Annotated in this window: 17 protein-coding genes; 11 read left to right on the top strand and 6 right to left on the bottom strand. The window is 67.8% G+C overall.

The window, feature by feature from the left end:
* Nucleotides 1-197: 197 nt before the first annotated feature.
* On the bottom strand, nt 198-395 hold the full coding sequence (locus tag B4K74_RS00330) for a YnbE family lipoprotein (protein WP_123286279.1): 198 nt from the start codon (nt 393-395) through the stop codon (nt 198-200).
* A gap of 81 nt (nt 396-476) precedes the next feature.
* Nucleotides 477-3,581: an intermembrane phospholipid transport protein YdbH family protein gene (locus tag B4K74_RS00325; RefSeq protein ID WP_286691269.1), complete on the bottom strand. Its 3,105-nt coding sequence runs from the start codon at nt 3,579-3,581 to the stop codon at nt 477-479.
* Nucleotides 3,582-4,073: 492 nt separating this feature from the next.
* On the opposite strand from B4K74_RS00325, the gene B4K74_RS00320 reads away from it, so the two are divergent.
* Nucleotides 4,074-5,414 (top strand): M23 family metallopeptidase, encoded by a 1,341-nt coding sequence (locus tag B4K74_RS00320; RefSeq protein WP_286691268.1) that lies wholly within the window; start codon nt 4,074-4,076, stop codon nt 5,412-5,414.
* A gap of 31 nt (nt 5,415-5,445) precedes the next feature.
* Here the strand turns inward: B4K74_RS00320 and B4K74_RS00315 are convergent, their stop codons facing one another.
* Nucleotides 5,446-6,195: an alpha/beta fold hydrolase gene (locus tag B4K74_RS00315; RefSeq protein ID WP_286691267.1), complete on the bottom strand. Its 750-nt coding sequence runs from the start codon at nt 6,193-6,195 to the stop codon at nt 5,446-5,448.
* Between the two features lie 72 nt (nt 6,196-6,267).
* Between B4K74_RS00315 and B4K74_RS00310 the strand changes: the two genes are divergently transcribed.
* Together B4K74_RS00310 and infC are read left to right on the top strand one after the other, a co-directional pair.
* Complete coding sequence (locus B4K74_RS00310) at nt 6,268-7,236, top strand: glycosyltransferase family 9 protein (RefSeq protein ID WP_286691266.1); 969 nt, start codon at nt 6,268-6,270, stop codon at nt 7,234-7,236.
* 123 nt (nt 7,237-7,359) lie between these two features.
* On the top strand, nt 7,360-7,881 hold the full coding sequence (gene infC, locus B4K74_RS00305; protein WP_123286284.1) for a translation initiation factor IF-3: 522 nt from the start codon (nt 7,360-7,362) through the stop codon (nt 7,879-7,881).
* A gap of 102 nt (nt 7,882-7,983) precedes the next feature.
* Here infC and B4K74_RS00300 read toward each other — a convergent pair whose 3' ends face one another.
* Entirely contained in the window at nt 7,984-9,288 is a 1,305-nt protein-coding gene (locus tag B4K74_RS00300; RefSeq protein WP_286691265.1) for a type VI secretion protein ImpB, read from the bottom strand.
* Nucleotides 9,289-9,497: 209 nt separating this feature from the next.
* Here B4K74_RS00300 and rpmI point away from each other — a divergent pair, with 209 nt between their 5' ends.
* From rpmI to B4K74_RS00285, 3 genes are all read left to right on the top strand, one after another.
* A complete protein-coding gene (rpmI, locus tag B4K74_RS00295; RefSeq protein ID WP_123286286.1) occupies nt 9,498-9,695 on the top strand; it encodes a 50S ribosomal protein L35 in 198 nt (65 codons plus the stop codon).
* A 114-nt stretch (nt 9,696-9,809) separates the two neighbouring features.
* Entirely contained in the window at nt 9,810-10,163 is a 354-nt protein-coding gene (gene rplT / locus B4K74_RS00290; RefSeq protein ID WP_123286287.1) for a 50S ribosomal protein L20, read from the top strand.
* Nucleotides 10,164-10,294: 131 nt separating this feature from the next.
* The gene (locus tag B4K74_RS00285) at nt 10,295-10,519 is read left to right on the top strand and encodes a dodecin family protein (protein ID WP_286691264.1); all 225 of its coding nucleotides are present in this window, start codon (nt 10,295-10,297) and stop codon (nt 10,517-10,519) included.
* Here B4K74_RS00285 and B4K74_RS00280 read toward each other — a convergent pair.
* Nucleotides 10,502-12,100: an ATP-binding protein gene (locus tag B4K74_RS00280; protein ID WP_286691263.1), complete on the bottom strand. Its 1,599-nt coding sequence runs from the start codon at nt 12,098-12,100 to the stop codon at nt 10,502-10,504. The genes B4K74_RS00285 and B4K74_RS00280 overlap by 18 nt on opposite strands.
* Nucleotides 12,101-12,322: 222 nt before the next feature.
* On the opposite strand from B4K74_RS00280, the gene pheS reads away from it, so the two are divergent.
* The 5 genes from pheS (at nt 12,323) to B4K74_RS00255 (ending at nt 17,391) form a co-directional block, all read left to right on the top strand.
* Complete coding sequence (gene pheS, locus B4K74_RS00275) at nt 12,323-13,399, top strand: phenylalanine--tRNA ligase subunit alpha (protein WP_286691262.1); 1,077 nt, start codon at nt 12,323-12,325, stop codon at nt 13,397-13,399.
* A 22-nt stretch (nt 13,400-13,421) separates the two neighbouring features.
* On the top strand, nt 13,422-13,874 hold the full coding sequence (locus B4K74_RS00270; RefSeq protein ID WP_286691261.1) for a hypothetical protein: 453 nt from the start codon (nt 13,422-13,424) through the stop codon (nt 13,872-13,874).
* Nucleotides 13,871-16,270 (top strand): phenylalanine--tRNA ligase subunit beta, encoded by a 2,400-nt coding sequence (gene pheT / locus B4K74_RS00265; RefSeq protein ID WP_286691260.1) that lies wholly within the window; start codon nt 13,871-13,873, stop codon nt 16,268-16,270. Before B4K74_RS00270 ends, pheT begins: the two co-directional genes overlap by 4 nt.
* Nucleotides 16,271-16,365: 95 nt before the next feature.
* Nucleotides 16,366-16,995 (top strand): DUF1134 domain-containing protein, encoded by a 630-nt coding sequence (locus tag B4K74_RS00260; RefSeq protein ID WP_123286293.1) that lies wholly within the window; start codon nt 16,366-16,368, stop codon nt 16,993-16,995.
* A 198-nt stretch (nt 16,996-17,193) separates the two neighbouring features.
* Nucleotides 17,194-17,391 carry a hypothetical protein gene (locus B4K74_RS00255; protein ID WP_286691259.1) on the top strand — a complete coding sequence of 66 codons (198 nt, stop codon included), beginning with the start codon at nt 17,194-17,196 and terminating at the stop codon, nt 17,389-17,391.
* Between the two features lie 563 nt (nt 17,392-17,954).
* Here B4K74_RS00255 and B4K74_RS00250 read toward each other — a convergent pair.
* A complete protein-coding gene (locus B4K74_RS00250; RefSeq protein ID WP_286691258.1) occupies nt 17,955-18,842 on the bottom strand; it encodes an NAD-dependent epimerase/dehydratase family protein in 888 nt (295 codons plus the stop codon).
* Nucleotides 18,843-18,844: the final 2 nt, after the last annotated feature.

The following is an 18,844-nucleotide window of genomic DNA, read 5'->3' as shown; positions in this document are numbered from 1 at the left end:
AGAGCTGACGCGAAAGCCCAGATAGCCGTCGGCCTGTTCGCCGACGATGCCCTCGGCCTTGGCGCGGTCCACCATCGCCTTTTGCTCGGCCGACTGGGCGAACGCACCGGTCGCGGCGACGCCCAAAGCGGCGACGGCTGCGGCGATGACGAAGAGTTTGCGGAAAGTCATGGTCATACCCTTCAGGGCTCGGTTCATCAGAACAGGTTGGGGTTCTCGATCAGCAGCTCTTGCAGCTCCCGATCAAGGCGGACCCGGACGTCGGCGTCGAGTTTGGCGTAGATCTCGATCGGGGCGACTTCCAGGCGAATGGTCGGCGTGCACGCGCCCAGCGCCAGCACGGTCGCGGCGACCAGCAGGGCGGGGGCTTTGCGGTAGGGCAGAAAGGGCCTCATGTCCGGAAGTCTCCATCAGTGTCGATGCCATACAGCGCCAACGGGGGTGAACAGGGTCTGAACGCACGGATCGGGTTCGGGTTACGGCTCGCTCGCCGGCTCAGGATCGGGCTCCCCCCGCCGGGCACGGTTCAGCGCCAGGATGTCGGAGACGATCTGGTCCAGATTGAAGGTCGTGTCGAGCGTCAGCCGGATGCCGGTATCGGACGGCAGCTCCAGCGGCTGGCCGAGGAAATCGCGCCGGATCACATCCAGCAGGCCCAGCCGCAGTTCCTGGCGCTCGGGTGGGTCGTGACGCCCCATGATGCGGAACAGCACCCCCAGCCGCCCGCCGTCCAGACTGTCGACGCGGGCGGTCAGGCTGTCGAACGCCATATATTCCATCGCCTGATAGGCCAGGTCCTCGACCACGCCCGGCGGGATCGCCTCGCCCCCGCCTCCCGCTTCCAGCCCGGACAGCGCCTCGCGCTGGATCGACAAACGCCCCGGCTGGACAGCCTGCAGCGACCCGCCCGAGATGCGGATCTGGCCATCCGGGCTGCGCACGAACGGGATGCTGCCCGAGACGACGGCATCCAGCTGCACCTTGTCGCCAAAGCCCGCCCCCGCAACCAGATCGCCCACCTGCACCCGTTCGAGCAGGACCGTCCCGCCCCAGGGAACGGCCGGGTCCAGCGGGATGTCGAAGGGTTCGACGGTGACCTGTCCGGCCCCCACCGCCAGCTCTGCACCCGAAACGGACAGCGCCGCCTTGTCCAGGGTGAAGGTCACGCCGAGATCAGAGACGCCACCCGCGATCTCCAGCGATCGGGCAGTCAGCGACTGGTCCGGCGCGGTGGTCAGCGGAGCGAGGCTGGTGAAGTCGACAGAGCCTTCCAGCCCCATGATCTGTCCGGCGGGGCTGGAAAACGTCAGGTCGCGAAGCGCCAGTCGTCCGGTGCTGGTCCCGTCCACGGGCGTCCAGGCGATCCGCCCGTCAAAGCGCGCCACGCCGGTGACCGGTTCACCGACCAGATCCGCGGCGAGCGGCGTCAGGATCGACGGTTGAAGACCCCCTTTGGCAAAGCTCAGGTCTCCGGTGGAGATATCAACGCCGCCGACACCCGTCAGGCCGTCGTGCGCCAGGTCCAGCTGCGCCACCTCTCTGCCGTTCCGGGTCAGGACAAAGTCCCCCGTCCACGAGTCGCCCCGCATCCGGGCCATGCCCCGCCCTTCCAGCGGGTGAAAGCGGATCGGCCGGGTCGCATCCTCGATCCGGGCCTCGCCGACCGTCAGGTCCAGCGACAGGCCTTGCGGGCGTCCGACGACCTGAAGTGCGCCACTCAGGTCCTCGACCCCGAGCGCGAGGAAGGGCGCCCGTCCCGAGCCGCCCGCCAGTTGCCCGTCCACCCGCCAGCCGCCGTCGGCGATCCGCACCAGAGGCGCGCGCCCTGTCGGGCATAGGCCAGTGGCCACGTGCGCAACGTCATTCTCGCCCAGTTCCAGCCGTTCCGCGGTGACGGCCAGACAGTCTGTGGTGGTGACGGTCAGCGCCCCGCCCACGTTCTGCAAACGTCCGTCGCCGGACACGGTCAGGCCGCGCCCGAGACCGAAGTCCAGTGCGGCTTGACCGTCGAAATCCGCCAAGAACCCGCCGGGGATCAGGGCCCAGCGTGGCACGGAAACCTCGGCCTCGGGCAGGCCGCCACCACCTGTCGAGGTCAGGCGCAACTGCCCCCCCGGGGCCTCGCCGTCCCGCAGCACCAGAACGGGGGCATCGCCCTCGCGGATCGTGAGCTGACCCCCGCTGAGTGGCCGGATGGCGACGGGCCGGGTCAGGTCCAGACGCCCGCCGCCGACCCCTGAGCGATAGACAAAGCCAGGCGCGTTCAGCCGGAAATCGCCCAGCGCGGCCTTCATCGCGCCAAGCTCCGGCACGTCATCTGCGGCGCGCGCTCCCAGCAGGGGCCAGCGGCCCTGGGCGGCGGACATCTGTCCGGTCAGGCGCAGCGCCCCGTCCGAGACCAGATCGAGATTAAGCCGGCCCGACACACCGGCCAGTCGCAACTCGCCTGAGGACAACTGTCCCGCAGTGGCCTGCCACGTCCCGGTGACCTCGAACCGGCCCTCGCGGCCCCCGGCGACCAGACGCGGCGTGGCAAGGTCGACATCGCGACCGCCAAAGGCCTCGCTGTCAAAGCGGACAGCCCGAACCCGGGCCGGGCCCACAAGGCTCCAGCGCGCGGCCTCGGCGGACAGATCGAGCGTTGTCGTAGCGTCACCCAACTCCACTCGAGCCTCCGTCACGGTTGAGCCTGCTGCCGTGAACCGCCCGGCTGTGGTTGTCCCCCGGCTGCGTCCCTCAAACCGGGGGCGGGTCAGAATGCCGTCGAACTGTCCGTCGCCGGACATGTCGATCGACACAGTCTGCGCCTCGGTGTCACCGGCAGAATAGGTCGCCGCATCCAGCGACAGCTCGATCTGCCCCGGCCCGTCGAGCCTCAGCGGGGTTCCTTTCGGATAGGGGAGGACGGCCTCGACATTGAGCGTCAAATCACGGGCGATGGTGTCCGCACCGCTCGCGTTGTCGGCTGCCGCGGTCAGGCTGAGGGTCATGCGATCGCTGCGCGTGGTCAGGTCCAGATCTGCGCTCAGCCCCCGAACGGACTGGTCATCCAGCGCCAGCGCCGACTTCGGCATGCGGGCCGTCAGTCGGACCAGACGACTGTCCTCGATCCGGGCATCCGCCAGCACTCGCACGGGGCCGTATGCCGTGGTGAGGCGCAACTCGCCCTGCTCGACCAGAACCAGGGGGGAAGAGGCCTCGGGCTGGACCGGTCGGCCCGTGAACCGTTCGATCAGGGGATCCAGGCTGCCGAAGCTGAAGCGCCCGTCCTGCCAGGTGGCTCTGAGTGAGGGCGCCACCAGTCGGATGCGGCTGGGGCGGGCGCCGAACCCGACCTCAGACCAGGGGGCGGTCAGGCTGTAATCTACCTCAACCCGCTCGGCGACGAAGTCCGGGTCCTCGGGATCTCCGACCAAAATACGCCCGACAAAGCCGTTCAGCTCGATCCGCTCGACCTCGACCTCGGCGGCGATCCCCTGTCGGTCCAGCCAGCCGACCAGAATCTCGCGCGCCACCATCCGCCGGTTCAGATAAAGCGCCGCCAGCAGGATCAACACGCCGACGATGACCGCAGTCAGCACGCGCGGCCACGCCCGCCCGGGCCGCTTCCGAACGGGGGGAGGCGGACGGTCCGTGTCTCCAGGTGCTGGCGGGGAGGTGCTCACGAGACGGCTATAACCTGTCCCTGAACGGGACGCGCCTGTTTGACGCCCCGGTCCCTGTCCGGTTCAGCTGTGCAGGCGGATGCACGGGCTGTTGCTTCATGAGCACTGTATAGTTGCCCCAAGAACACTGGTTGAACGATCGGATGTTGTCAGCGATCTCGCGCAATTCAGGGCCGGATTCGCCGTTCTCATCCCGCATAACTCGAAGCAGACGACTTTGTTCTCGCTATGTCTGCCTTGAACACGGAAAAACAGGCCTTGCCATTAAGACTTCGTAACCCTTGCGCTTCACATTGGGGGGCTGACGGGCTATAGGCGGACCTCCGGTGCCGGAGGGGCGTCTTCGGCGCGGAACTTGCTGGTATCACGCGTGGCGCCGTATGGGCGTCGTCGATATGTCGGGAAACGATGGCTCAATTTGATCCGCGCCGCCAACCGATGCGCCTTGCGCCGCACATCTTCACCGCCTGCGCGGCCCTGGTGGTCGCCATGCTGGCGGGCCGGGTCTACCACCCGGTAAGGGCCGAGGTTCCCGTTGTTGTCAGTGCCGAATCCATCACCCAGCTCGAAGCCCAGGCGATCGCCGCCGCCGGAACTCCGGTTGGCATGGGCACACCGGAAGCCATCCCGGTCCAGATCCGCAAGGGCGAAACCTTCGAGCAGGCCGTGCGCCGCACCGGTATCCCGGACGAAGAGGCCCGCGCCGTTACCCAGACCATCGCCAACGCCTATGATGTCAATGAGCTGCGCGCCGGTCTCCGGTTCGAGACCGCCATCGCCCAGCCGCGCGGCGGCCGGGGCGGGGCGCGCCTGATCGGCCTGACCATGCGTACGGGCCCGGCCAGCCAGCTGACCGTGTCGCGTACCTTCGACGGGGCCCTTCGCCTTCGCGCCATCGAGGAAAAGGTCACCCACGAGACCGTCGTGGTCCGCAGCACCGTCAAGGGCTCGATCTATGCCACGGCCCGTCAGGCCGGTGCCAACGGCTCTGTGATCCGCAAGGCGACCCAGTTGTTCTCGCACAAGTTCGACCTGGATCGGGATATCCGGGCCTCCGACGAGTTTGTACTGGTGTTCAGCCAGACCGTCACCGAAAGCGGCCGCGTGGTTGAGGCCGGCGAGCTTCTGTATGCCGAGCTCAAGGGTCAGGTCTTTTACCGCTTCAAGCCGGCCAACTCGGCCGAGGCCCAGTATTTCGATGCTTCGGGCAAGAATATGCGCTCGGCCTTCATGCGCACGCCGCTGGACCGGGCCCGGGTCAGCTCCTCCTATGGCTATCGCCGTCACCCGATCTCCGGCTACCGCCGCATGCACCAGGGCATCGACTTTGCCGCGCCGACCGGAACGCCGGTGCTGGCCCCTGCTGACGGTGTGGTGGTCGAGGCCCGTCGTTGGGGTGGCTATGGCAACTGGCTGCGCATCCGTCACGCCAACGGCCTTGAGACCGGCTATGCCCACCTGTCGCGCTATGGCTCGGGCATCCGCGCCGGCGTCCGCGTCCGGCAGGGACAGGTCGTCGCCTATGTCGGCTCGACCGGCGCCTCTACAGGCCCGCACCTTCACTATGAGATCTGGCAGAACGGCCGACGGATCAACCCGTCCGGGGTCAAGACCCAGGAGGGAACCATCCTCGGCGGAGCTGATCTGGCCGCCTTCCGCGCCGAGAAGACCCGCATCGACCGCGTGATCCTGTCAGGCGGCGAGCAGCGCCCGACCACGGCCGGGGGCCTGCGCCGCGTCGGCGCCTGAGCCCGCGGTCTTTCCAGACAAAACCGAACGATCAGACTGACCGCATAGCCTCGACGGCTGCGATCATGCGCGCCAGATCGCCGGGACCCGACAGCCGGTGGTCCCCGTCGGCGATAAGGTCCAGCCGCACCTCCGCCGACTCCAGCTGCGCGATCAGGGCCAGCTGGTGGCGCCAAGGCACAGAGGTGTCCTTTCGTCCCTGCAGGATGTGCACCGGACAGTGGATCGGCAGGGGGCCTTCCGGCAGCACGCGCGTGCGGGCCTCCTCGAACATCGTCCGGGTCAGCACATAGGGCCCCAGCCCCTCGTCCGGCATCAGGGTCTCGCCGGTCTCCAGAATCTCGGCCTGACGGTCCGGCCCCAGGTCCGGCCACATCAGCCGTTCGGTAAAGTCCTGCGCCGGATTGATCAGCACCAGACCCTTGACCGCCTGCGGCCGTGCCAGCGTCAGGTTCAGCGCCACCCAGCCGCCCATCGACGATCCGACCGGCACCACCTGCCGCCCGCCCGTCCCGACCAGATGATCGACCAGGGCACAGGCATCCTCGCACCACCTGCCGACGGTGGCCTTGCGCCATTCCCCCGTCGACTGCCCGTGGGCGAAATGGTCATAGCGCACGAAGGCCCAGCCCCGTTCGCGCGCGGCAGCCTCAAGCGCCAGCGCCTTGGTCCCCTCCATGTCCGAGCGAAAGCCCCCGACCCACAGGACGACGGGCCCCTCGCCTTCAACCTGTTTCAGGGCCAGATGTTCGCCGTCGGGACGGGTCAGGTGATCGGTCATGTGCGGCTCCTCTCGCCATGGGTCGCAGACCCTGATAGCCAGACCTGACCCCGGAAGCGAAGACGGAATCGCATGACACCCGCCCCCCAGGTCCTGTTCGTCACCTCCAATCGCATCGGCGACTGCGTGATTTCCTCGGGCGTGATCCGCGAGATCGGGCGACAATTTCCGGGTGCCGCGATCACCGTGGCCTGCGGTCGGCCCCCGGCTCCGTTCTTTCGCGCCGCCCCCGGGGTCGAGCGGATCATCATCCTCGACAAGAAGCCCATGTCCGGACACTGGTTCGACCTGTGGCGTCAGGTGCGGAACACCCGCTGGGACCTGGTGATCGACATCCGGGGCTCGGCCCTCGCCTGGCTGGTGCCCACGAGACGGCGCGTCGTCTACACCCGCCAGTGGGAGACCGGCGTCAGCAAGGTCGAGATGGTCACGCGCTTGACGGGCGCCGATGCCCCGCTGAATCCCGAAATCTTCCTCGACGACACGGCGCGCAGGGAAGCCGCCGCCGTCATCGATCCGCAGCTGGCGGCCGGAACCGGACCCGGTCCGATCATCGCCCTGGCGCCCATCGCCCACCAGCCGGGCAAGTCCTGGCCCGCCGACCGCTGGGGTCAGCTGGTCGAGCGGCTGAAGGCCGACCCCCGCTTTGACGGCTGGCGCTTCATGCCCGTCGGCGGCCCGGGCGACCGGCCCCCTGCCACTCCGGCGCTAGAGGCGGCCGGGGATCGCGGCATCGACTGCGTCGGCAAGGGCGACATCCTGTGCTCGGCTGCGGCCATCGACCGTGCGGCCCTGTTCGTCGGCAATGACTCCGGCCTGATGCATGTCGCGGCGGCTCTCGGTCGGCCGACGCTCGGCCTGTTCGGCCCGACCCAGTGGTGGCTGTATGGCCCATGGGGACCGAGGACCGCTACCGTGGCCTCCAATGAGACTCGGGGCCAGTTCGCCCCGATCGAGGATCTTACGGTCGATCGTGTCTTTTCTGCCGTGGTTGATCTGTATGAGGCGTGGCCAGAGGGGCGTCCGGGGCCCACGCCTTGAAGATTGGGCCGCGTAGGGTCATATTGCGCTGTCAGGAAACGGGGCGGGTCGCCGCGCGTTTCCGTATGACAGCCGCCAATCTTCTCTCGACCACATAAGGAAACGACGCCCATTCGCCGTCCGATGCAAACTCCGCCCGTCAAGGATGGGCCGCCCATGAATCAGGATATCCGCGCCGCGCGCGTGCTCCTGATCGACCAGAACGGTGAAAAGCAGGGCGTAATGCCTCTGGCGTCCGCGCTGGAAGCCGCCGAAGAAGCCGGCATGGATCTTGTCCAGATCGTCTCGAACGCCGAGACGCCCGTCTGCAAAATCCTCGACTACGGCAAATTCCGCTTCGAGGAGCAGAAGAAGAAGGCCGCGGCGCGCAAGAAGCAGAAGGTCGTCGAGCTCAAGGAAATCAAGCTCCGGCCCAATATCGACACACACGACTATGACGTGAAGGCCAAGGCCATGCACCGCTTCTTCGAGGAGGGCGACAAGGTCAAGGTGACCCTGCGCTTCCGCGGTCGCGAAATGGCCCACCCGGAACTCGGCATGAAACTGCTCAACAAGGTCCAGGCCGATTTTGAGGAAATCGCCAAGGTCGAATATGCCCCGCGTATGGAAGGCCGCCAGATGATCATGATCCTCGCGCCCCGCTAGTTTTCCGACGCGACCGCAAGACATCTGAACGCCCCGGTGCCGCCGCGCCGGGGCGTTTCTGTATGGGCTTGCCTTTCTGAATTCCAATCCGCCGGATGGAGGCTACTCCCGGAATTCTTCATCTTCGGGGATGCGGTTGAAGGCAATCTTGGCGCCCACATAGCTCGGCAAGTCCGCACGGGGTCCGATGGAGACCGTGTCCTTGCCAAACCGGGCGTTCAACCGATCCAGCGCCTGCGACAGGAGCAGGGAGCGGGACTGGCCGCCCTGATCCGGCGACCAGCCCAGCAGATCCGGCACAAAGCTGTCTACCGGGCGCAGGTCATGAACGGCCACCCCCACATAGTTGGGCGGGCGGTGCTCGATATCGGCACGTATGCCTTCCCAAAGGCGATCTACGGCCTTCAGCAGGACAAAGCTGTCGCAGGTGGGGGCGAAGGTGCAGCTCAGTGACGCCACGTCGCGTCGCCGGGCCTTTCGCGGGGCGCCGTCGGGCATGTCCACGATCAGGGTCAGGGACCCTCCGGTCAGCTGTAGTCGGCGTAGACGGGCGCCGCATTTGACGGTCAATCGGCGGACGACGGCACGGGCGCCGTCGGGGGTTCGCATGGCCTGGGCCAGAACGTGGCTGTGGCTGATGGAGGCGCGCGGCCGCTCGGGCGGCTCTGCACTGTCAAGTCCGTGCAAGCCCCGCCAGATCCGTTCTCCCTCAATACTGTTCCACAGGCGTCGGACTTCGGCAGCTCCCAGTGCCCACAGCCCGGCCATGTCGTGAATCCCGGCAGCCTGCAGCCGGCGAGTCATGCGTGGCCCTACACCCGGCAGGGCCGAGAGGGGCAGCTCCAGCAGTCGCCCGGGCAGTTGGTCGGCACGCAGAACCGTCAGGCCGTCAGGTTTTTGCATGCCACAGGCGGTCTTCGCCAGCAGACGGCTGGGCGCCAGGCCGACCGATGAGCGCAGACAGTCACCCGCCGCCGCCTGGATCCCCGCCTGAACCCGCCGGGCCAACGGGATTGCATTGGCCTCCAGCCGCTGAGGCCCGGTCAATTCACAGACCGCCTCATCGATCGAGCAAACCTTCCAGATCGGCAGGTGCCTGTCGATTTCGGCCATGATCTGCTTGTGAACGGTGACATAGAGGTCAGGGCGGGCCTCGACCACAGCCAAGCCAGGGCACAGTTTGCGGGCATCCATCACGCGGGTTCCGGTACGGATTCCGAAGGGCCGGGCTTCATAGCTGGCGGCGATCGCGCAGGTGTATTCGGACGGCGCCGGTCGCACGATTACCGGTCGTCCCCGCAGGTCCGGCTGGTATTGCTGCTCGACACTGGCGAAATAGCTGTTCAGGTCCAGAAACAGCCAACGCAGCCCGGCCCCGTCCTCATGGCGATCATCCGGCGTCTTCATGGGTAGAACATACCATGAACAAAATGCTCTCGGGAATGATCCGGTGCAGGAATCCTGCCCTTGCGTTTGGCGGGGCCTTGCCGTATGACCCGCGCCTTCGCGTACCGAACCGCCGGGCGAACAGGCATGCCTGGGCGGTTCCAGAACCCAGTGCGTCCACCCTCCGGACTTTTCAGTCCTAAGACCGGTCGCCGAAAAAGGAATGGAAAATGCCGAAACTGAAGACGAAGTCGGGCGCCAAAAAGCGCTTCAAATTCACTGCGAGCGGCAAGGTCAAGGCCGGTGTGGCAGGCAAGCGTCACCGCTTGATCAGCCATAACTCCAAGTACATCCGCCAGAACCGCGGCACCTCGGTCATGGCCGACGCCGACGCCAAGAAGATCAAGTCCTACATGCCCTACGCCTAGGCGTAGCCGCACAGACCGACTGACTTCATCGCATCGAACGAATTTGAACAGAGGCCCTCAAGCAGCAAGCGACCGCGTCGCGCGCGCTAGGGCCCTTCCGAAGGAAGATATATAATGGCTCGCGTCAAAAGAGGCGTCGTCTCGCACGCCAAGCACAAGAAGGTTCTGAAACAGGCCAAGGGTTTCTACGGCCGTCGCAAGAACACCATCCGGACCGCCAAGGCCGCCGTCGACCGCGCCGGGCAATATGCCTACCGCGACCGCCGCACCAAGAAGCGCAACTTCCGCGCCCTGTGGATCCAGCGCATCAACGCCGCCGCCCGTCTGGAAGGCTTCACCTATTCGCAGTTCATGCACGGCCTGTCGAAGGCCGGCATCGAAATGGACCGCAAGGTTCTGTCCGCGATGGCCGCTGACGAAGCCGGCTTCAAGGCCGTGGCTGACAAGGTTCGCGCCGCCCTGGCCTGACCCTGTCACGCGTGACGATCTGACAGCGCCCGCCTCCTTTCAGGACGGCGGGCGTTTTCATGAGGCGAGGCCGTCACGCAACCGGAAGGGTCCGGTATCGTTTGAAGGGGACACCGAAACAGGAGTGTCCCATGACCGTCGCCCGCGTCACTGAAATCACCTCGTCCTCGACCGTTAGCTTCGAGGACGCGATCAAGAAGGGCATTGCCCGCGCCGACGAAACGCTGGATCAGGTGCGCGGCGCCTGGGTCCAGGAACAGAAGGTCGTGGTCGACGGCGGCCAGATTACCGAGTACCGCGTCAACCTCAAGATCACCTTCGTCCTCAAGGACGGTGAATCAAGCCGCGTGGCTTAAGGGCACGCTCATGGCCCGACGGATGGCATCCAGCAGGACGTCGGGCTGAATGGGCTTGGAGACGACGGCGTTCATGCCGGCGGCCAGGTAGGTCCTGGCATCCGCGTCGTCGGCATTGGCCGTCAGCGCCAGAACCGGGACTGAGCCCTTGCCCTCGCCGAGCTGGCGGATGGCTCGTGTCGCCTCCACGCCATCCATCACCGGCATCTTGATGTCCATCAGGACCAGATCGAAGGCACGGTCGCGCACGGCCGCAAGCGCCTCGGCGCCGTTCTCGACGGCCTCAAAGCTGCAACCGAACATTTCCAGCAGCTTGCCGGCCAGGAAGCGATTGGTCGGGTGATCGTCGGCGACCAGTATGTGCAGGGTATCATGGGGGGTCGGTTCCGCCCGGGATTGGCCCGCCGTCAGGTCGTCGGGCGTGGCGGTGTCCAGTTCAATCCGGAAGCTGAAGCGAGCGCCGCCGAACGGCGAGGTTCCGGCCGAGATGGTCCCGCCCATGCGGTCGACGATCTGGCGACAGATGGCGAGGCCCAGACCGGCACCCGCCCCCTCGCGTCCTGCCTCGCCGGTGTTGAAGGGCTGGAAGACCTGATCGATCTTGTCCGCCGGGATCCCGGGGCCGCTATCCTCCACCGCGCCTTCGACCCTTATCCGGTCGCCGAACGGTGCGCCCTTCAGGGTGCAGCTGACCCGCCCGGACGGCGTGAATTTGAGCGCATTGCCGATCAGATTGTTCAACAGCTGCTTGAGCCGGATTTCGTCACACTGGACCCAGGTCGGGTTGTTCCCCTCACAGCGCACGTCCAGCGAAATGGCCTTCTCCTCGGCCCGGGCCTTCCACAGGGCCAGAAGGTCGTCGGCGACGGCGGTCAGGCTGACCGGAGACGGCTCCAGCGTCAGGATACCGGCATTGGCCCGCGACATGTCCAGCGCATCGGTCAACAGGCGCAGCAGGCTCTGTCCCGAATCGAGGATGGTGCGGACGTGGGGCCGGAGATCCTCCTGCGTCAGCTTCCGCTCCATCAGGGCTGCCACCCCAAGGACCCCGTTGAGAGGGGTCCGGATCTCATGACTCATCACGGCGAGGAATTCTGATTTGGCACGACTGGACGCCCGCGCTTCGGCTTCGGCCCGGCTCAGGTTCCGGGCCAGGGCCGCCATTTCATCGGCCCGGCGGCGGGCGAGGGCACTGGCGGCCTGCAGCACCTGCACGCCCGACCCGACCCCGCTGTAGCGGCCCTCTTCCGTGATGATGAAGCCGCCCAGCAGACCGCCCAGCTCGGAATCGTCCAGGCTCTGGAACAGGGTGGCGGCGTCCATCGCGCCATCGAACACCAGCGGGCTGGCATCCATCAGCGCCGAGACCGGCCTGCGGGCATAAAGGGCGCGTCCGAACTCGGCGGCCATCTTCAGGGTAAAGGCGTGGCGTTCGATCAGGCCGATGGGCCGCCCGTCCCCATCGACCACGCCGATGGCCAGGGTGTTGGGCTCGGTCCGAAAGCGTTCGAACGCATCGGATCCGCAGACGTCGGGCCCGACCGGCTCGGCAATGACGCGATAGTCCCTGATCCGGGCCATACAGAACGCTCCTGACTTCCGGGCGCAGCCTTGGCGGCAATCCCTTAAGGATGGCTTTTTCGAATTCGAAGATTTTGCAACGAAATCATAGAGATAAATCCGACTACGGACGTATTCTGCAGATTGGGATCGAGCGGGCCGCTCATGCCGGACACCCGGGACGGCGTCGCCGGTGCCTTTCGGGGTGACGAACGGCTTTCGTCTCGCTAGACGACGGGCGTCATGACAGACCTGAACCAACTGGAACTGGACCTGATCAACGCCATCGGCTCGGCCGAGGGTGTGCAGGCCCTCGAGGACCTTCGCGTCTCCGCCCTCGGCAAGGCCGGGTCGATCTCTGGCCTGCTGAAAGGCCTCGGCGCCATGAGCCCGGATGAGCGCCGCACCGAGGGGCCGCGCATCAACGGCCTGCGCGACCGGGTGGCGGCGGCCCTGGCCGCCCGCAAGGCCGAGCTTGAGGCCGCAGAACTGGAGGCCCGGCTGAAGTCCGAGCATCTGGACCTGACCCTGCCGCCCCGTCCGGCCCGGTCTGGCAGCGTCCACGCGACCCTGCAGGTCATGGACGAGATGGTGGCCCTGTTCGCCGACATGGGCTTCTCGGTGGCCGAAGGTCCGGACATCGAGGATGACTTCCATAACTTCACCGCCCTGAACTTTCCGCCCAAGCATCCGGCGCGGGAGATGCACGACACCTTCTTCCTCAGGCCCGACCCGGAAACGGGTGAGCGCAAGGTGCTGCGCACGCACACCAGCCCGGTGCAGATCCGGACCATGATGTCGACGACGCCCCCGATCCGGATCATCGCGCCGGGCCGCACCTTCCGAAAGGACTCCGACGCCACCCACACGCCGATGTTCCATCAGGTCGAGGGGCTGGTGATCGACCGCGACATCCATATGGGCCACCTCAAGTGGACGCTGGAAACCTTCGTCGCCCGCTTCTTCGAGGTCGAGGGCATCGATGCGCGGTTCCGGCCGCACCACTTCCCCTTCACCGAGCCCTCGGCCGAGATGGACATCCGCTGCGACCGCTCGGGCGGCGTGCTGAAGCTGAATGAGGGCGACAGCTGGATGGAGATCCTCGGCTGCGGCATGGTCCACCCCAATGTGCTGCGCACGTGCGGGATCGACCCGGATGAGTACCAGGGCTTTGCCTTCGGCATGGGCGTGGATCGCCTGGCCATGCTGAAGTACGGCATCCCTGACCTGCGTCCCATGTTCGAGGCCGACAGCCGCTGGCTGTCCCACTACGGCTTCTCCGCCTTTTCCGCGCCCAGCCCCGCCGCCGGGCTGAGCTGACCCCGTATCCAGGACCCGTCCCATGAGCACTCCCCCCATCACCAATCCGGCCGGACACGAACTGGTTGAGCGCGACAGCTTCCAGAACGAGGCCATCTGGCTGCCCGCCATGGGTGTCCAGCACCTGAATGCCGGCAAGTTCATGATCGAGGGCAAGACCTTCACCGACTGCCTGATCGAAGGGCCGGCGGTGCTGGGGGTCGGCGACGGCGTGCAGTTCGACGGCTGCAACATGGGCTCGGCCACCGACGTCCGGACCCTGCTGCTGACGCCGCGCGGGTCGAAGGCTGCCGGCGTGATCGGGTTCAAGGACTGCCGTTTCCTCCGCTGCCGGTTCACGCAGATCGGCTTCACCGGACCGGAGGACGCGGTGGCGGAGATGGAGCGCGGCCTGCTGAGCGCGCGCGAGATCACCGACAAGGCGGCGCAGGCAGAGCTGAAGGCCAAGGCCGAGGCTGAGGGCAAGGCTTCGTGAAGTTCACCCTCTCCTGGCTGAAGGATCATCTGGATACGACGGCGGACGCCCGGGGCGTGGCCGAGGCCATGACCATGGCCGGGCTGGAGGTCGAGGAGGTCACCGATCCGACGGCGGCGCTGGCGCCCTTCACTGTGGCCCGGATCGTCTCGGCCGAGCGCCACCCCAATGCCGACCGCCTGCAGGTCTGTCAGGTCGAGACCGTGGATGGGCCGAGGGAGATCGTCTGCGGCGCGCCGAACGCGCGGGCGGGGCTGGTCACCATCTATGCGCCAATCGGGGTCTGGGTGCCCGGGCTGGGCGTGACCCTGGTCGAGAAGCCGGTGCGCGGCGTGGTCTCGAACGGCATGCTGTGCTCGGCCGCCGAGCTGGAGCTGCCGGGCGACAGCGACGGCATCCTCGACCTGCCCGCAGACCTCGCGGTCGGCACACCGGCGGCCGAGGTGTTCGGGGCCGAGCCGGTCATCGACTTTGAGGTCACCCCCAACCGCCCCGACTGGCTGGGCGTGGACGGCATCGCCCGGGATCTGGCGGCCGCCGGTCTGGGCCGGCTGAAGACCCCCGCCATCGTCCCCGTCGCGGGCCGTTTCGCCTGCCCGGTGTCGATCCGGCTGGAGGCGCCTGGCCTGTGCCCGGTCTTTGCCGGACGGGTGATCCGCGGCGTCACCAACGGCCCCTCGCCCGAGTGGCTGCAGCGGCGGCTGGCGGCCATTGGCCTGCGCTCGATCAACCGGCTGGTCGATGTCACCAATCTGATCGCCTACGACCGGGCCCGGCCGCTGCACGTCTATGACCTCGCCAGCCTGAAGGGCCAGGCCGTGGTCGCGCGGGGCGGGGCCGACGGCGAGACCGTGGCCGCGCTGGACGGCAAGACCTATGCGGCGGCCCCCGACATCTGCGTCATCGCCGACGACGAGGGCCAGAGGGCCATCGGCCTCGGCGGCGTCATGGGCGGCGAGACGACCGGCTGCTCGGACGCCACGACCGACGTCTTCCTCGAGAGCGCCTGGTTCGACCCGTTGGCCACGGCCCAGACCGGGCGGACCCTGGGCATCAGCTCGGACGCCCAGTACCGTTTTGCCCGCCGGGTCGACCCCGGCACAGTGGTGCCCGGAATCGAGTTGGCCACGCGGATGATCCTCGACCTGTGCGGCGGCGAGCCGTCCGAGGTCGTGGTCGCGGGCGAAGCCCCGGCCGCGCCGACAGCCTTTGCCTTTGACCCGGCCCGCGTCGGGCGGCTGACCGGGCTGGACGTCAGCCCCGAGCGCACGGCCGAGGTGCTGACCGCGCTCGGCTTTGCCGTCGAGACCGGCGACCGCTGGACCGTGACCCCGCCCAGCTGGCGCGCCGATGCCCATGGCCCCGCCGATCTGATCGAGGAGGTGGCGCGGATCGTCGGCTATGACGCCCTGCCGTCCACCCCCCTGCCGGATCTGGGAGCCCCCAGCGCCGGCCTGCTGTCGCCGCTGCAGGCCCGGGTGCGCCGGGCCCGCCGCGCGCTGGCCGCCCTGGGCTATGCCGAGGCGGTCACCTGGTCCTTCACCAGCCAGGACATCGCCCGGGCCTTTGGCGGCGGGGACGACCGGCTGCGGGTCGAGAACCCGATCGCCCAGGGGCTCGACTGCATGCGGCCCTCGATCCTGCCGAACCTGATCCAGGCGGCGGCGCGCAATGCCGACCGGGGCCACCCCGATGTGGCCCTGTTCGAGATCGGGCCGGTCTATCGTGACGACAGCCCGACCGGTCAGCGGACGGCCATCACGGTGGTCGTGGCCCCTCATGTGGCCCGTCACTGGAGCGGCGCGGGCGAGGACCCGCTGTTCCAGCTGAAGGGCGACCTGATGCGACTGCTGACCCTGCTGGGCGCGCCCTCCGGCCTGCAGACGGTGCAGGACCCCGAGCGGGCCCCTACCGACGGCTGGTGGCATCCGGGCCGTTCGGCGCGGGTGCAGCTGGGCCCCAAGGCCCTCATCGCCCAGTTCGGCGCCCTGCATCCGGCGACGTTGAAGACGCTGGACGCCGAAAGCCCGATGCTGGGCTTTGAGCTGATCCTCGAGGCCCTGCCGGAACCGCGCGGGGCGAAGACCAAGTCGCGCGGCCCGGCCAATCTGTCGACCCTGATGCCGCTCAGCCGCGACTTTGCCTTTGTGGTCGAGGACCGGATTCCCGCGGGCGATCTGGTCCGGGCGGTGCAGGGGGCCGACAAGGCCCGGATCACCGAGGTCGCCGTCTTTGACGTCTATCGCGGCAAGGGCGTCGAGCCGGGCTTCAAGTCGGTGGCGCTGGAGGTCACCCTCCAGCCCGATCAGGCGACCCTGACCGAGGCCGAGATCGAGGCCCTGTCGGCGAAGATCTTGGCGGCGGCGCAAAAGCTGGGCGCCGCGCTGCGCGCCTGACCGGCGTATGGCAATGTCCCGTTAACCTTGCCGCCGCAAGTCTGACTCAATACCGCGACAGGGTGCACGCCTGTCGCTGCCTGAGGAGATTCGCCATGGACCGTCGCAAGCTGATCCTGACCGGCCTTGCCGCCGCCACCCCGCTGGCGGCCGGCTCGCTGTCGGGCTGTGCCACCTCCCAGCCGGGGCAGGGCCCGACCGGGCCCAGCTATCCGATCCGATCGGACCAGCAGGCGCCCGCCTATACCGCCGAGGAACTGGTGGCCGTCGGCTCGCGCGAGCTGGGCATCGCCGCCGAGGCCATGGGCGGGGCGATCGAACGCATCTTTGCCGATCAGGGCGACCGCCCGACCGCCTATATCGCGGGCGAGGAGGGGGCCGGGGCCATGGGCATCGGCGTCCGATACGGGCGCGGGGCGCTGCATATGAAGGACCTCAGCGCTTCACAGGAAATCTTCTGGCAGGGCATTTCGATCGGCTGGGACGTCGGCGGCAATGCCAGCCGCGTCTTTACCCTGATCTATGGGCTGTACTATCCCGACATGATCTATCGCCGCTATCCGGGGGTCGAGGGCTCGGCCTATCTGATCGGCGGCCTCGGCGTGAACTACCAGCAGGCCGACGGCATCATCCTGGCCCCCGTGCGCACCGGCGTCGGCCTGCGCCTCGGCGCCAATGTCGGCACCATGGCCTACAGCCGCCAGCGGAACCTGCTGCCGTTCTAGGGGTGGGGTAGTCGCGCGGGTCTGCGCAAAAATACCGTCTGAACCGTCTGAATGGTCTGACTTGCCGGCCAACGACCGGGCCATGGCCTGGATCTCGGCGACCTGGGCTTCGAGGGCGTCCATGAGGGGGTTGGGCACGGGTGCCGGTTTCGGCGCCGGCTTTGCGGGCGGCTTCCTGGCCATGTCCAGCAGGGTGCGGTGCAGGCGCATCCAGCGGCCGGCTTCGGTGGCGTGGCCTTTCAGGATGGCGCGGTTGAGGCGGATCAGGGCGTGGGCGGCCATGTCGGCATAGTCGGGCAGGCCCTGTTCCATCTCGGCGTCCAGATCGACCGGTTCGGGTTCCGGCTGGTCCTGACGGCGCCAGCCTTCGGAGGCGGCGCGGTTGCGCAGGGTTGAGACGCGCATGCCGTAGCGGTCGCAGACGACGGCGGCCGACTCGCCCGCCAGATAGTCGGCCCGGGCGCGGGCCCAGGTCTCGTCCGAGGCGCGGTGATGGCCGGAGCGACCGGATGCGCGGGAGCGGGGCTCGCGCTCGGCGAAGATGCCGGCGCATTCCTCGTCGATCGAGGCGCGGTCGGGGTCGTATGCAGGATCGTGTCCGGGCCAGTCGTTGGGCCAGTAGCCCTGGTCGGCGGGGTTGGGGTCGTGCGGGTCCATGGGGTCCTCCCTGTCTTCAACCGGCCAGTGTGCAGGGGCGGGCAGGCAGGGTGGGGAGAACGACGGTCAGGACGGGGAGAGTGCTGTAAAGGCGAGGGTTTGTTGGCGGAGATGTGCGGGTTGGAGGGCGTAGCTGAGCATTCCTTCTCCCCTCGGGGGAGAAGGTGGGCCGCGGAGCGGCCCGGATGAGGGGGCCGGTGGGGAGAGAATTGACGCGGCCCGGTTAGGCTCAACCCTCCCCCTCATCCGTCAGGCTCCGCCTGACATCTTCTCCCCCGGTGGGGAGAAGGGCCCGGAGGGGCTCAGCCCTCTGCCTTGAGGATCGCCTCTATGCCGTCGCGGTAGCCGGGATAGCGGGGGCGCCAGGCGAGTTCAGCCTTGGCGCGGGCGTTCGAGAGGCGTTTGGAGTCGAGGTAGAAGCGGCGCATGCCCTCGGAGACCGAGGGGTCGGTCCAGTCGACCTCGGGCGGCAGGGGCAGGCCCATACGGCGGGCGGCCCATTCGATGACCTCATCCGCAGGGGAGGGCTGGTCGTCGCACAGCGTGTAGGCACGGCCGGGATGGGGGCGGGCCATGGAGGCGAAAAGGCCCGAGACGACATCATCGACATGGATGCGGTTGAAAACCTGACCGGGTTTCCTGACCAGACGGGCGGTGCCGTCCCGCAGCTTGTCGACCGGGGACCGGCCGGGGCCATAGAGGGCGGGCAGGCGGAAGACCTGGACCGTCAGGCCCATGCTCTGGCCGGCTTCCAGCCATTCGGCCTCGGCCCGGACGCGGCGGGCGCCGGTCAGGCTGGAGGCGTGGAGGGGTTCGTCCTCAAAGGCCCATGCGCCGGCGCGGTCGCCATAGACGGCGCTGGAGGAGATGTAGCCGATCCAGTCGGGCCAGGCGCCGGAGGCCGACAGGGCCGGGATCAGCGCCTTGAGGCCGGGACAGCCCGTGGGTTCGGGCGGGGCGGTGACCAGCAGGGTCTGAACCTTGGCCACGGCGGCCTTGAGGGCCTCGGTATCGTCGGGATCGACGGCGTGAAAGCCTGCGTCGGTGAGCCGCGCCCGGGTCTCCGCCGAGCGCGAGGTCAGCCAGGCAATGCCGCCGCTGGCCAGCACATCACGGCCGACCGCCTGACCCAGCCAGCCGCCCCCGAAGACCAGGATCGACGGGGTCTCGCGGGGACGGGATGCGGTCACGG

This window comes from Brevundimonas sp. UBA2503 (genome assembly GCF_002341485.1).
Lineage (GTDB): Bacteria > Pseudomonadota > Alphaproteobacteria > Caulobacterales > Caulobacteraceae > Brevundimonas > Brevundimonas halotolerans.
The sequence above is the reverse complement of the archived record's forward strand: the minus strand, read 5'-3'. Positions and strand labels throughout refer to the sequence as shown.